Annotated in this window: 10 protein-coding genes; 2 read left to right on the plus strand and 8 right to left on the minus strand. The window is 73.1% G+C overall.

Going from position 1 to position 13,441, the window contains the following annotated elements:
* The 6 genes from ACWD0Y_RS12020 to ACWD0Y_RS12045 form a co-directional block, all read right to left on the minus strand.
* Positions 1-1,102: sigma-70 family RNA polymerase sigma factor (locus ACWD0Y_RS12020; protein WP_450260237.1), on the minus strand; the 1,102-nt coding region annotated here is incomplete at its 3' end.
* A 350-nt stretch (positions 1,103-1,452) separates the two neighbouring features.
* Positions 1,453-2,340: a FadR/GntR family transcriptional regulator gene (locus ACWD0Y_RS12025; protein WP_450260238.1), complete on the minus strand. Its 888-nt coding sequence runs from the start codon at positions 2,338-2,340 to the stop codon at positions 1,453-1,455.
* 160 nt (positions 2,341-2,500) lie between these two features.
* Positions 2,501-4,291 (minus strand): ABC transporter ATP-binding protein, encoded by a 1,791-nt coding sequence (locus ACWD0Y_RS12030; RefSeq protein ID WP_450260239.1) that lies wholly within the window; start codon positions 4,289-4,291, stop codon positions 2,501-2,503.
* Positions 4,292-4,459: 168 nt separating this feature from the next.
* Positions 4,460-5,224 (minus strand): NUDIX hydrolase, encoded by a 765-nt coding sequence (locus tag ACWD0Y_RS12035; RefSeq protein WP_450260240.1) that lies wholly within the window; start codon positions 5,222-5,224, stop codon positions 4,460-4,462.
* A 99-nt stretch (positions 5,225-5,323) separates the two neighbouring features.
* Positions 5,324-7,327: a glycogen debranching N-terminal domain-containing protein gene (locus ACWD0Y_RS12040; protein WP_450260241.1), complete on the minus strand. Its 2,004-nt coding sequence runs from the start codon at positions 7,325-7,327 to the stop codon at positions 5,324-5,326.
* 108 nt (positions 7,328-7,435) lie between these two features.
* Positions 7,436-8,761 carry a DUF4192 domain-containing protein gene (locus ACWD0Y_RS12045; RefSeq protein WP_450260242.1) on the minus strand — a complete coding sequence of 442 codons (1,326 nt, stop codon included), beginning with the start codon at positions 8,759-8,761 and terminating at the stop codon, positions 7,436-7,438.
* Between the two features lie 111 nt (positions 8,762-8,872).
* On the opposite strand from ACWD0Y_RS12045, the gene ACWD0Y_RS12050 reads away from it, so the two are divergent.
* Together ACWD0Y_RS12050 and ACWD0Y_RS12055 are read left to right on the plus strand one after the other, a co-directional pair.
* Positions 8,873-11,035 carry a RecQ family ATP-dependent DNA helicase gene (locus ACWD0Y_RS12050; RefSeq protein WP_450260243.1) on the plus strand — a complete coding sequence of 721 codons (2,163 nt, stop codon included), beginning with the start codon at positions 8,873-8,875 and terminating at the stop codon, positions 11,033-11,035.
* Between the two features lie 218 nt (positions 11,036-11,253).
* Complete coding sequence (locus ACWD0Y_RS12055; RefSeq protein WP_450260244.1) at positions 11,254-11,877, plus strand: hypothetical protein; 624 nt, start codon at positions 11,254-11,256, stop codon at positions 11,875-11,877.
* Positions 11,878-11,946: 69 nt separating this feature from the next.
* On the opposite strand, the gene ACWD0Y_RS12060 is transcribed toward ACWD0Y_RS12055, so the two are convergent.
* Both ACWD0Y_RS12060 and ACWD0Y_RS12065 read right to left on the minus strand, forming a co-directional pair.
* Positions 11,947-12,573: a hypothetical protein gene (locus ACWD0Y_RS12060; RefSeq protein ID WP_450260245.1), complete on the minus strand. Its 627-nt coding sequence runs from the start codon at positions 12,571-12,573 to the stop codon at positions 11,947-11,949.
* 60 nt (positions 12,574-12,633) lie between these two features.
* On the minus strand, positions 12,634-13,344 hold the full coding sequence (locus tag ACWD0Y_RS12065; RefSeq protein WP_450260246.1) for a ribonuclease HII: 711 nt from the start codon (positions 13,342-13,344) through the stop codon (positions 12,634-12,636).
* Positions 13,345-13,441: the final 97 nt, after the last annotated feature.

Consider the following 13,441-nt stretch of genomic DNA (forward strand, 5'->3'; position numbering starts at 1 on the left):
CCATGTGCACCGGGATGCGGATGGTGCGGGCCTGGTCGGCCATCGCGCGGGTGATCGCCTGCCGGATCCACCAGGTGGCGTACGTCGAGAACTTGTAGCCCTTGGTGTAGTCGAACTTCTCCACCGCGCGGATCAGACCCAGGTTGCCCTCCTGGATCAGGTCCAGGAAGAGCATGCCGCGGCCGGTGTAGCGCTTGGCCAGCGAGACCACGAGGCGGAGGTTGGCCTCCAGCAGGTGGTTCTTGGCGCGGCGGCCGTCCTCGGCGATGATCTCCAGCTCGCGCTTGAGCTTAGGCGCGAGCTTGTCGCTGTTGGCCAGCTTGTCCTCGGCGAACAGGCCCGCCTCGATGCGCTTGGCGAGCTCCACCTCCTGCTCGGCGTTGAGGAGGGGGACCTTGCCGATCTGCTTGAGGTAGTCCTTGACAGGGTCGGCGGTGGCACCGGCGACAGCGACCTGCTGCGCGGGCGCGTCGTCCTCGTCCTCGTCGGAGAGAACGAAGCCCTTCTCCCCGCCCTCTTCTTCTTCGTCGGCGCCCGCCTTGACCGGGATCTCCTCGGTGGAGTCCTCGCCGTCGGCGGCCTCGTCGGCGCCCTTCTTGGCGGAGGCCTTCTTGGTGGCCGTCTTCTTGGCCGCGGTCTTCTTCGCAGCGGTCTTCTTGGCCACGGCTTTCTTGGCGGCGGCCTTCTCCCCCGGCCCGGGCGTGGCGGCGGCCTCGGGTGCGACGGCCTCGTCGGCCACCGCGTCCACGGTCTCGGACGCCGGAGCGGCGGTGGCGGCGACCGTCTTCGCGGGGGCCGCCTTGTCCGCGACGGATTTGGTGGCGGTGCGCTTGACCGGGCTCTTGGCCGCGACGCTCTTGCGGGGGCGCTTGGGCGGCTCCGCGGCGGTGACCATCAGCGTCACACCCTCTTCCTCGAGGATCTGGTTGAGGCTGCGCAGAACGTTCTTCCACTGGGCCGAGGGAATCTGGTCGGCCAAGAATGCCTGGCGCACGTCGTCGCCCGCGATCTGCCCATCAGCCTTTCCCCGCTCGATAAGCGCCATCACAGACTCGGACTCGGCGATCTCCGGCGGGAGCGTACGGGATGTGCTGGCCGACACGAACAACCTCTCGGAACGATGGAAACGGCTTCCGGCCTCGCCCTGAGTACGGGCCACGACCGACGACATCGGCTGGGGATGTACCGACGGCGCAGGTTGAACCTCGGACTGGTTACAGCGCCAGGTTCAGCGGCTGTATTCCCTCTTCGGCTGTCACCTCTTAGGTCATCGCACAGTTCCGAGGAGTGTTACGCCCAATCTGCGTGGCCCGAGTCACACGCCGTACGGAGCGCGGAAGAGCGGAAGGAACACCGGCTCACAAGCGTGTCGCCGGACCCGTGGGATCCGGCGACACGAGGTTCGTCAGCGCAGTCGGGCCGCAAGGCACACACCCCGGCCGTGGTCCGTGATCAGTGCTCGCGCGGCGCCGGCACCACACGCTCCACTTCCGGGTGTGTGGTGAGCAGTTGACGCATGGCGGTCTCGGCGGCCATGGCATCGCCCGCGGCGAGCGCGTCCACGATGCGGGAGTGGTGGACGAGAGCGGCCTCAGTCGGGCGGTCACAGCCGATGAGGGACCCTCCGGACACCTGAAGGGCGGCGGAGACGATGCCGGAAAGGTGTTCGAGCATGCGGTTGCCCGCGAGCTGGATGATGAGCGAGTGGAATTCGGCGTCGGCCCGGGAGAACGTCAGGGAGTCACCCTGCGCAAGGGCGTGGCCCATGATCTCGACCATGTCGCCGAGGCGCTGCTGGAGGTCGTCGCGTCCGTGGCCGACCGCGAGGCGGGCCGCGAGCGGCTCGATCATCCACCGCAGTTCGCCGAGTTCACGGCGTTGATCGTCGCGCTGCGGACCGAAGGCCCGCCACTCGATGATGTCGGGGTCCAGCAGGTTCCAGTCACTGACGGGGCGGACCCGGGTGCCGACGTTGGGACGGGCGCTGACCAGGCCTTTCGCTTCAAGTACGCGCAGGGATTCGCGCACGACGGTGCGGGAGACCTCGAAGCGCTGGCCGATCTCCTCGGGGACGAGCGGGCGGTCGGCGCCCAGGTCGCCGGAGACGATCATCTGGCCGAGCTGCTGGACGAGTTGGCCGTGGAGCCCGCGGCCCCGGCTGCCTGCCGAACGGCGGCCCACCCGGCCCAGGTCCGGGTCGCCCCCGTCCCAGGAGGGCATGCCGACGCGGTCGGCGCCCGGCGCCTCCGCGTAGGGATAGCGGTCGAGTTCACCCGGCCCGGCGAGGCCTGAATCGGCGGAGCGGGCGGCGGTCATCATGGTGTGCGCAAGGGTACTCACGGATCCTTTGTCGGCGTGACTTCCGTGCCCCTTGAGGTCTTTGGTGAAAAGCACACGAAAGGGTGATCGTCGCCCGCCCTGTAATTGACGACTTATCGGAAATACCCGGGCGTTCTCAGGGGAGTTATGAGTCGTTGACGGCCTTCACCGCACAAGTCGGTCACCAATGAGCACTGCGACGAAGGCCGACGAACAGATACGCGCAGAGAAGGGCACACAGCGACAACGCCAGTGCGGCACCGACGGGTTGGGCCGCGACTCTCACCGCGGCCACCAGCCACCGGTCGGCCTCGTACGGCCACTGCAGCCACGCCACCTCGCGCAGCCTGCCCGGGAGTCCGGCCACCGAACGTACGGACGGGCTCAGGATCATCTGCTGTGCGACCGGCGCCACGAGGACCGGCACGGCGAGTACCGCGGCCACTCCGGGGGCCGTCGCGCGGAAGACACCGGCGCCCAGCAGTCCGGCCCAGGCGCAGCCGACGGTGAGGCCGGACCAACTTGCCGCCATGGACGCCCATTTCTCCGGTACGCGCAGCAAGTCCTCGCCGTACACCAGCCGCAGGGCCTCGGCGTCGGCCACCACGACGAGCGCCCCCAGGAGCAGCGCGGTGGCGGCGGAGACGATCAGCTTGGCCAGGAGCAGCCCGAGGCGGCGTGGGACCGTGCCGCGGGCGGCGGCGAGGGCGGGGTACCGGAACTCCTCACCGAAGGCGATCGCGCCGAGCAGCCCGGCGCCGAACGCCGCGGGCGGCAGGGGCAGGATGTCCGGCCAGGCGGCGAGAAGGCCGGGCAGGGGGGCGCTGCCCCGGCGCGCGAGCAGCACGGAGATCACCACGGACGCGACGAGGACGGTGGCCGCGGTCAGAAGGGCGGTCCTCGTGCCGAGGAGGCGGTGCAGTTCGTAGCGCAGGGGGTGGAGCGGGCTGCGCGCCGGGCGCAGGGGCAGCGGTCGCGAGGACGGTTCCGGCGCCGCGACGGGCCCCTCCGCCTCGCTTTCGCCACGCCCGGCGGCGGCCGGGGAAGCCGGGGAAGCCCGGGAAGGGGACGCGGCCGGCTGCTCCGGAGCGGGGGCCGGGCCGGTGTCGCCGATCTCGTCGGCGAGCCGGTGGACCGGGATGCCGTGACGGAAGGCCGTCTCGCCGATCTGCGCGCAGTCGCTGCCGTAGACGGAGAGGTGGCTGCCCCCCTCGGTGACGACCTCGACGGAACGCCGGGCCGCGCGGGCTTCGCGGGCGACAAGGACGCCCAGGCGGGCGGCGTGCGGGGTCCTGACGACGACGCGGGGGCGGAGCCTGGTCCTGGCGAACTCGGCCGCCTCCTGGTCCGCGACGAGGCGGCCGTCGTCGATGGTGACGACCCGGTCGGCGGTACGGGCGGCTTCCTTGGCGTCGCGCGTGGTGTACAGCACGGTGCCGCCCCGGGCCGCATGGCCACGCAGCAGTCCGTACACCCAGCTGTTCTCGCGCGGGGACAGACCGTCGGCCGGCTCGTCGAGGAGGAGGGCGTGCGGGTCGCCCAGCAGGGCGGAGGCGAGGCCGAGCCGGCGGTCCATGCCCCGGGAGAGCGTGCTGAGGCGCTGGTCGCCGAGGTCGGCCAGGCCGACGAGACCGAGCATGTCGTTCGCGCGGCCGGCGGGCACGCCGGCCGCGGCGCAGAGCATGCGGAGCTGGCCGCGGGCGGTACGGGCGGGGTGGCCCGGCACGTCGCCGAGGAGCGCCCCGACCTCGCGGGCGGGGTGGGTGATCCGGTGGAGGGGGCGTCCGCGGAAGTACGTGACACCGCGGCCGGGTTCGAGGCCGAGCATCAGCCTGAGCGTCGTGGTCTTGCCGGATCCGGCGGCGCCGAGGAGGGCCGTGACCTGCCCTGGCCGCGCCTCGAAGGTCAGGTCGTCCACGGCGGGCGGGAGTTTTCGGCGGGGGGCGCTGGTGAGTCCGATGGCCTGGAGCATCGCTTCTCTCGCGGAAGGGGAGACCGCTCGGCGGCAGGGCGGTACTGCAGCAAGATAACGCGATATATCCGACTTCTGGCGCAGCGAAGCAACTGCGGGTGTCAGACCAGGGGTGCCGGTCCGGTGGGCCGGGCCCAGGTGCCGGGCCTCGGGTGCCGACCTCGGGTGTCAGACCTCGGGGCGCAGCATCGGCGGGTTGAGCAGCGTCGCCCCGCCGGCCCGGAACAGTTGCGCAGGCCGGCCGCCCTGCCGGGTCGTGGTCCCGCCCGAGGGGACGAGGAAACCAGGGGTGCCGGTGACCTTGCGGTGGAAGTTCCGGGGATCGAGCGCGACGCCCCAGACGGCTTCGTACACCCGGCGCAGCTCGCCGACGGTGAACTCCGGGGGGCAGAAGGCCGTGGCGAGCGACGAGTATTCGATTTTGGAGCGGGCGCGCTCCACGCCGTCCGCGAGGATCCGGGCGTGGTCGAAGGCGAGCGGGGCCGGAGGCTCGTCCTCGCGGCTGTGGTCATCCTCCTGGCCGAGCAGGGCCTCCACCGGTGCCCAGCGCACGCTGTGCGCGTCACCGCCCGCCCGCGGAGCGGGAAGGTCCGGTGCGAGCACCAGATAAGCCACGCTCACCACCCGCATCCGGGGGTCCCGCCCGGGGTCCCCGTACGTGGCCAGCTGCTCCAGGTGCGCCCCGTTCCCGGGCGAGGGGGCACCGGGGTCGTGCGCGCACAGTCCGGTCTCCTCGGCGAGCTCGCGTGCCGCCGCCGCCCCGAGGTCCTCCTCCGCCCGGACAAAGCCGCCGGGCAGTGCCCACCGGCCCTGATAGGGCTGCTCGCCCCGGCGTACGACCAGCGCGCAGAGTGCGTGACGGCGCACGGTGAGCACGACCAGATCCACGGTGACGGCGAAGGGAGGAAAGGCCGATGGGTCGTAGGGCGACATGCCGTGATCATAGTCGTCTGCCTGACGATAAACAGTCCTCCTGCCGGTGAAGCCGCGGTCCGCGCCGCCCTCTTCGCACCGCTCCCCGGCGTCCACGGTTCAGCCGCCCAACTGGAGTGTTCCGGCGGCTTCCTCGACCATGCCGAGGCCCAGCCTGCTGATCCGTACGGCGAAGGGCTCCCCCGCCACGCGCAGTCCGGACAGCTGCACGGCCCCGAGCGGCGCACTGCGCACCGGGAACAGCGCCACCGTGCCGGCCGGGGCGTCCGGGCGGATGCCCGCGAGCGCGGTGAGCAGGTGGACACCGGCCGCGGCCGCCACCGCCGCGGGGCGGCACGCGGCCGGGTGCGGCACGGGAAGGCTGCCCGCGGTGCGCTGCTCGCCCGCGTACATCTCGGGCAGCCGGTTGCCGAAGGCTCCCGCGGCGTCGAGGACGCCGCGCAGCAGGGCTGCCGCTTCCCTCTCGTATCCGGCCGCCGCGAGTCCCGCGACGGCGACGGCCGTTTCGTGGACGCGCACCGCGCCACCGCGGTGGCCGAAGGGGTTGTGACCGCTCTCTTTGGCGCCGAGGCTGCGCAGCCCCCAGCCCGAGTCCATCGCGGGACCGCCCAGCAGTCTCGCCACCTGTTCGGTCTGCACCTTGTCCAGCAGGCCGGGCGCCTGTCGCCCGGCGCCGAGCAGGCCGGTGTCCAGGAGGTGCGCGGCAAAGCCGCCGAGGTGCGGAACGATCCGTCCCCCCGCGGTACGGGCCGCCGCCGGCCTGCCTCCCGCACGGTCCTCGATCCAGAAGTCCTCCTGGAACGTACGGCGGAGCCCTCCCGCCCACTCGCGCCATCCTTCGGCTCCCGGGCGGCCGCACTCGGCCAGCAGGTCCGCGCCGAGCACCGCCGCGCGGTGGGCATGGGCCTGGGTCTCACTGCGCCGGGGCCCTCCGGGGCCCCGTTCCCCCAGACAGCCGTCGCCGTCCGCGGCTCTGCGCAACCAGAGCAGACAGCGTTCGGCCACGGGCAGCAGCTCCTCCAGATCCTGCTCCGCCAGCCCCCACCGCCTCGCCTCCGCGAGCACCACGGGGAAGGCCAGCGTCGCCTCCACACCCGTACAGCTGGGCGGGAGGTGCGGGCCCGCGTCCCTGAGCGGGCCCGGGAGCCGGCCCTGGTCGGGCCCCGGGCCCGGCAGCTGGGTACGGGCGAGGGTGCGCAGCGTCGTCGCAGCGAGCCGGGTGCCGAGCGGCAGCGTCATGCGCGCCGCCCACAGCGCCTCGGCGGGCGCGAGTCCGCAGCGCCAGGGCACCCCCGCCGCCAGGTACACATCCGCGGGATGGCGCGGGTCGCGCGTCAGCAGGGCCCGCAGATCGTCGAGACTGCTCCGCAACAGCTCCCGCACCCGCGGATCGTCCCCCTCCGCCGTCGCCTCGGAGAACGGGCCCGTTCCGGTCTTCGCGAGTGGCCGGGCACCACGCTCCGCACGGATCCGCAGTTCGATGGTGCGCGAGGCGCCGGGCAGCAGTTCGATCTCCCAGCGCAGCAGACCGGCGGAGGCGATCGCGTCCTCGGGAGGCGGGTCGGCGGTGACCACGGCCTGGGCCCCCGCCGCCGACCAGCGCATGCCCGAGGCGTGGACGCTGGCGGGCAGCTCGGGCCCCGAGCGGCCCGCGGCGACGGCGCCCAGGTCCGCGAGGTCGGTGCCGAGCCCGATCTCCACGCGGAGCCGCACGGCACGCCACGCCGAGCTGCGCAGGACGATCCGCTCCGTGCCTCCGGCGTGCCGCAGCCGCTCCACGGCGATCTCGGGGTCCGGACCCGCACCGGCCGGGGGACGCACCACACCCACGAACCGGGCGCGGGACGCGGAGACCAGCCGGCCCTGCACAGCGACCGGTTCCCGTCCCGCGACCCGCAAGTGGCAGCGGGAGAGCAGCCGTCGCCCCGACCGGTAGAAGCCCTCCAGGCCGTGGCCGGTGAGCTGCCCGTCTTCCGCGGAGAGCGCGAGCCCGGGCAGGTCCGCACAGACCAGCAGGGCATGGACCGAAGGCAGCTCACCGGAGGGCCGGGCACCTCCCGCGAGGTGTCTTCCCCCGGCGGGGTACGGGGCGGTGAGGGTCATACGGTGCCTCCTCTGCGCTCGTGACAGCCGCGTGGGTCGAGACGGCGCGGGGCGTTCGCGGTACCGCCATACGTGTGAACGTCCGCGTCGCCGCCGTGGTAACGGCCGTCATCGCCCGCTCCTCCCCCGCGGACTGTCCCGCCGGCTGTCCCGTCGGCGCGCACGGCCTCGCGCGTCGGCTGCCGCCGGCCGCGCCCCGGCCGGCGGGGCACTCTGCTTGGCGGCGGCCTGCGGCCGTACGGAACGCGTGGTGGCACGTGTGCGTACGACACGTGGACGGAGCCGTTTGTGTTCCGCACGCTCCCGGCGCTCCTCGCGCAGACAGCGCCGCAGGCCTTCCGGGTCGATGCCCTCGTTGCACGCCTGGTGCAGAAGCCGGGCGAAGGTGTACTCGGGGTCGGCCCGCAGGGCGCGGTCGAGGGCCACCCTCGCCCCCGGCTCGTCCCCGGTCGACCAGGCGACCCATCCGGCGAGGGTGAGCGGGGCGGCGGCATGGGTGTCGTACGCTCCGGCGCACCGGCGGGCGAGCGCCCGCCAGAGCCGCAGCGCGGGCTCGGCGTCCGCCCCCTCCATCCACTCCGCAGCCCGGTCCCTGGTCTCCCGGTCCTGGAGCCCGAGGATGACGGCCGCAGCCTCGTCGTGGGCGATGAGGGCGTCGTCGCCGGCGTCCGCGTCGGGCCAGCCTGCCGTGGCCGGCCCGTTCTCGCCGAGGCGCTTCATCAGCCGGCGGGCCAGGCCGAGCGTCTCCGCCGTGACCCGCTCACGCTCGGTACCGCTGAGGATCCGGGGCACCAGCGCGAGCCCCGCCGCGTCCAGTGCCCGCACCTGCTCCTGCTCCTGGCCGGCCGGCTGCTGCGGGGGCGCGAGCCTGGCCTCCATCTCCCGCAGGGATCCGCGCACCTGGATTCCGGCGTAGGCGGCGGCCGCGGCCATCACCGAGGTGCCCGGCATCGCCAGGACGTTCCCGTCGGGCGGGCAGCAGCGCTCGTCGGGGCAGCAGTAGGACCAGTACCTCCCGTCGGAGATGCACAGCGCTTCGGACACGGGCACGTCGAGCGCGCCGCACGCGGTGCGCAGCCGTTGCGCGAAGGGGCGCAGCCGCTCCATCACCTGCCTGCCCGACTCGCCCTCGGCCGGGTCCTGGCAGAGGAAGACGACGATGCCCTCGGGACGGGCTCCCCGCCGCTCGCTGCCTGTCACCAGGCAGTCGGCGAGCTGGTCGGAGACGAACGGCCATTCCTTCGGCGAGCTCGGGATGCCGAGCCTGAGCCGCCCGCCGAACCGGCCCCTGCGGCCGTGCAGCGCGACCATCACCACGCTGTCGGTCGGATGGAAGCCCATGAGGTACGGGAGGGCGTCGGCAAGTTCGGCGGGGCCCCGCAGGGTGATCTGGTCGCCGGCGGAGGGCCTTGTGGGTTCGTGGTGGTTGTTCATGGCTCGACGTTCCCGCAGAAGCCGTCCGCGCCGCCAACCCTGTGGATAACTTTGTCCACAGGCTGGAGGCCTCATTCGCGCAATGTCCGAGGCATCGGGTTGCATGGGGGCATGACCAACGCAGACCTCAGGTCCTCGGCCGATTCCGTACTCGCCCGCCTCGTCGGAGACACCACCGGCGCCGCCAGGCTGCGCGAGGACCAGTGGCGGGCCATCGAGGCGCTCGTCGCCGACAAGCGCCGGGCCCTGGTCGTGCAGCGCACCGGCTGGGGCAAGTCCGCCGTGTACTTCGTCGCCACCTCCCTGCTGCGCGAGCGCGGCGCCGGGCCCACAGTGATCGTTTCGCCGCTCCTCGCGCTCATGCGCAACCAGGTGGAGGCGGCGGCGCGGGCAGGCATCCGCGCGCGGACGATCAATTCGTCCAACACGGAGGAGTGGGACACGGTCCAGGCCGAGGTCGCGGCCGGCGAGGTGGACGTGCTGCTGGTCAGCCCCGAGCGGCTGAACAACCCCGACTTCCGCGACGAGGTGCTGCCCAAGCTGTCCGCCGCCACCGGCCTGCTGGTGGTGGACGAGGCCCACTGCATCTCGGACTGGGGTCACGACTTCCGGCCCGACTACCGGCGGCTGCGCACCATGCTCGCCGAGCTTCCGCCGGGCGTCCCCGTACTCGCCACCACGGCCACGGCGAATGCCCGCGTGACCGCCGACGTCGCGGAGCAGCTGGGGACGGGCGCGGACACGGACGCCCTGGTGCTGCGCGGCCCGCTGGACCGGGAGAGCCTCAGCCTGGGAGTACTGCGGCTTCCGGACGCCGCTCACCGCCTGGCCTGGCTGGCCGACCACCTCGGCGAGCTGCCCGGATCCGGGATCGTCTACACGCTGACGGTCGCCGCCGCCGAAGAGGTCACGGCGTACTTGCGCCAGTGCGGCCACACCGTCGCGTCGTACACCGGCAGGACCGAGAACGCGGAGCGGATGCAGGCCGAGGAGGACCTGCTCGCCAACCGGGTCAAGGCTCTGGTCGCCACCTCCGCGCTGGGCATGGGCTTCGACAAACCGGATCTCGGTTTCGTCGTGCACCTGGGCTCGCCCTCCTCCCCCATCGCGTACTACCAGCAGGTGGGACGCGCGGGCCGTGGTGTGGCCCATGCCGAGGTGCTGCTCCTGCCGGGCCGCGAGGACGAGGCGATCTGGCAGTACTTCGCCTCCGTCGCCTTCCCGCCGGAGGAGCAGGTACGCCGCACGCTCGACGCGCTGGCCACGGCGGGGCGCCCGCTGTCGCTGCCCGCGCTGGAGCCGATCGTCGACCTGCGGCGCACCCGTCTGGAGGCGATGCTCAAGGTCCTCGACGTGGACGGCGCGGTGCGCAGGGTGAAGGGCGGCTGGACCTCCACGGGGCAGCCGTGGGTGTACGAGGCCGAGCGTTACGCCTGGGTCGCCCGGCAGCGCGCCGCCGAGCAGCAGGCCATGCGTGACTACGCGACGACGACCGGCTGCCGGATGGAGTTCCTGCGGCGCCAGCTGGACGACGAGGAGGCCGCGCCGTGCGGCCGGTGCGACAACTGCGCAGGGGCCCGGTTCGGCGACACGGTGTCCACGGGGGCCCTGGACACGGCACGCGGTGAACTCGGCAGGCCGGGGGTGGAGGTGGAGCCGCGCAAGATGTGGCCGACCGGTCTCGCCGCGGTCGGCGTGGACCTCAAGGGGCGCATCCCGCAAGGTGAACTGGCCCTCCCGGGACGGGCGCTGGGGCGGCTCTCGGACATCGGCTGGGGCAACAGGCTCCGTCCGCTCCTCGCGGCGCAGGCCCCCGACGGCCCGGTGCCGGACGATGTGGCGAACGCGGTGGTCAGTGTGCTGGCCGACTGGGCGAAGGGCCCCGGAGGCTGGGCTTCCGGTGGCTCCGACGCCGCAGCGCGCCCGGTCGGGGTGGTCACGGTCGCCTCGCACAGCAGGCCCGTGCTCATCCGGTCGCTCGCCGGCCGGATCGCGGAGGTGGGCAGAATGCCGCTGCTCGGCACCGTCGAGTACACCCCCGAGGCAACGGGCGAGCGGATGTCGCACACCAACAGCGCCCAGCGGGTGAAGGGCCTTCACCGGGCTCTGACGGTGCCGCCCGAACTGGCCGCCGCGCTGGCCGCGGCCGGTGGTCCGGTACTGCTCGTCGACGATCGCCAGGACACCGGCTGGACGCTCGCGGTGGCGGCCAGACTGCTGCGCCGGGCCGGAGCGGAGGGGGTGTTCCCACTGGTCCTCGCCGTTCAGACGTGAGCGGGAGGCATTGCCCGCGGCCGACTTGGGCAGGGATATCCACGTCATACCCGCAGATTTCAGTCGGCCTCGTCAATTGCTCGTTGCCGCATGCCCCACAGGGCAGCGAGAATTGGACCGCTCCCCCGCACGGCCCGCCTGTGGACCGGAAGGGCTGTGCCGCGGTGCGCCCCAACCGACCCTGCCCACCCTCTGGGCGCGTATGCGAAGGGAGGACCGTGACCTTCGGATTCGCTCCGTCCGCCGCCTCGTTGAACCCCGCCGACACCGTCAGCCGTCTGGGCCGGACACTCGAACCGTCCGAGTGGGCGGCCGCAGGCATACCGCTGCTGCGCAATCCGCGTGAAGTCGTCAGCGGACTGCACGCGCGGCATCGCCCCACACCGGCCACAGCAGTCGTCGCCGTCCTCGACACCGAGGAACGGCTCACCGCCAGTGCCTCGTTCGCCCGGCGCTCCGTCCCCGCCGACGGCTGGGAGTTCCGCAACGTCCTGCTCGCGCACCTGCGCCGCGTCATCCCGCACGACCTGCGCCGCCGCACGCCCGTGCGGACCGCCGTGCTGCTCTACTGCCGCGACGGCGACGAGCGCTGGACCGAGGAGGACGGGGCGTGGATGTGGGGTCTGCGGGACGCCTGCACGCTGCACGGGCTGCGCTGCGGCGCGTACATCACGCTGACGCACAGCGGCTGGCAGGTGCTCGGCGAAGGCCGTGGCGGCCGTCGCCCGAGCACCGGATCACACCCGGTCGGCCTGGCGGAAGCCGAAGCCGAGGCCGAGCCGTCCCCGCCGCGCACGGGCGGCGGGGCGGCGGACGCGCTGCGACGGGCGGTGGCCCGCTGAAGCGGTCCGCCGGCCTGCGCGCCTCTCACCCGCCCCGCGGACCGCGCAGGGCCTGAGGAGACCTGCGCCTCAGACGCCCGCGCCGAGCACCGCGTTGACCCGCTGCGGGTCTCCGCACACGATCAGCAGCACGCTCGCACGCGCCTTGGCGGAGGGCAGCACACGAGTCAGCACCTCGTCGCTTCCGCCGCCTTCGCCGTTGACCGCGACAACGACGACGGGCCTGGCGACGGTCCGCTCCGCGGCGGCGTCCGCGTAGAAGACGTCGTCACGGGCATCGTGCTGGGCCCAGTAGGCGGCTTCGCCGAAGGACAGCTCGTGAGCGGCCCAGGGGTGCTGCTCACCGGTGGTGAGCACCAGGACGTCGCCCGGCGCGCGGCCGGAGTCGAGCAGCACGTCGACCGCCTCGTCGGCGGCTTCGAGCGCGCCGTCCGCCGGAGCGGGGATCAGCTGGATCTGCGGCACGGAACGATTCTCCTGCCGCGGGGACGGGGACCGGCCACCGGGTGCGTGCGACCGCTGCGCCGGAGGCGCGGGCCGGGCCGGGCCGGGAACGGGACGTCCGGGACGCGGCGTGGCCGCGGTACGCGGACCGGGTACGGGACGGGGGGTCGACGCGGGACGGCCGGTGGCCGGAGTGACGCGGGGACCCTGGGCGCTCTCGTGAATCTGAGGCTCCTCGGGGGAGAGAGGCATGAGTGGATGTCTATCAAATGCCGCCGCGAAACGCAGCAGCGGGTAGGCACATGTGTGCGGTCAGAAATCGAAGCCGAGTTGGCCCCCGTTTTCCAGAGCGGCGGCCCCCGCGGGGATCCTGGTCTTCTTGAGGTGCTGCCACCGGGGCAGCGCGTCGAGATAGGACCAGGAAAGCCGGTGGTACGGGGTGGGCCCCCGCTCCGCCAGCGCCGCCTTGTGCACGGGCGAGGGATAGCCCGCGTTGGCCGAGAAGGCGAAGTCGGCGAACTCCTGGGACTCCGCCTCCAGTTCGGCCATCATCGCGTCCCGCCGCACCTTGGCGATCACCGAGGCGGCCGCGACCGCGATGCATGACTGGTCGCCCTTGATGACCGTACGGACCTTCCAGGGCAGCCCGAGGTAGTCGTGCTTCCCGTCGAGGATCACCGCGTCCGGCCGCACCGGCAGCGCCTCCAGGGCGCGTACGGCGGCGAGCCGCAGCGCGGCGGTCATCCCGAGTGCGTCGATCTCCTCGGGCGAGGAGTGTCCGAGGGCGTGCGACGTGACCCATCCCTCGAGGATCGCGGCAAGCTCGGCACGGCGCTTCGGGCTGATCAGTTTGGAGTCGGTGAGCCCGTCGGGCGGGCGGCGCAGGCCGGTGACGGCCGCGCACACGGTGACGGGTCCGGCCCATGCTCCGCGCCCGACTTCGTCGACACCAGCGATGATCTTGGCACCGGTGGTGGCGCGCAGTGAGCGCTCGACGGCGTGGGTGGGTGGTTCGTACGGCATGGCGCAAGACAGATTACGCCGCCGGAGCCCGCCGGGACACCCCGGGCGGAACCCGGGGCCGGCCCTGGACGAAAACGGGCCGGGGCAAGGGGCGGAA

It is taken from the genome of Streptomyces altiplanensis, assembly GCF_053591575.1.

Bases quoted from the DNA above. Each gene is read 5' to 3' on its own strand.
- ACWD0Y_RS12045 (WP_450260242.1), bottom strand. From the start codon at position 8,761: ATGAACAACCACCACGAACCCACAAGGCCCTCCGCCGGCGACCAGATC.
- ACWD0Y_RS12060 (WP_450260245.1), bottom strand. From the start codon at position 12,573: ATGCCTCTCTCCCCCGAGGAGCCTCAGATTCACGAGAGCGCCCAGGGT.
- ACWD0Y_RS12030 (WP_450260239.1), bottom strand. From the start codon at position 4,291: ATGCTCCAGGCCATCGGACTCACCAGCGCCCCCCGCCGAAAACTCCCG.
- ACWD0Y_RS12065 (WP_450260246.1), bottom strand. From the start codon at position 13,344: ATGCCGTACGAACCACCCACCCACGCCGTCGAGCGCTCACTGCGCGCC.
- ACWD0Y_RS12050 (WP_450260243.1), top strand. From the start codon at position 8,873: ATGACCAACGCAGACCTCAGGTCCTCGGCCGATTCCGTACTCGCCCGC.
- ACWD0Y_RS12035 (WP_450260240.1), bottom strand. From the start codon at position 5,224: ATGTCGCCCTACGACCCATCGGCCTTTCCTCCCTTCGCCGTCACCGTG.
- ACWD0Y_RS12040 (WP_450260241.1), bottom strand. From the start codon at position 7,327: ATGACCCTCACCGCCCCGTACCCCGCCGGGGGAAGACACCTCGCGGGA.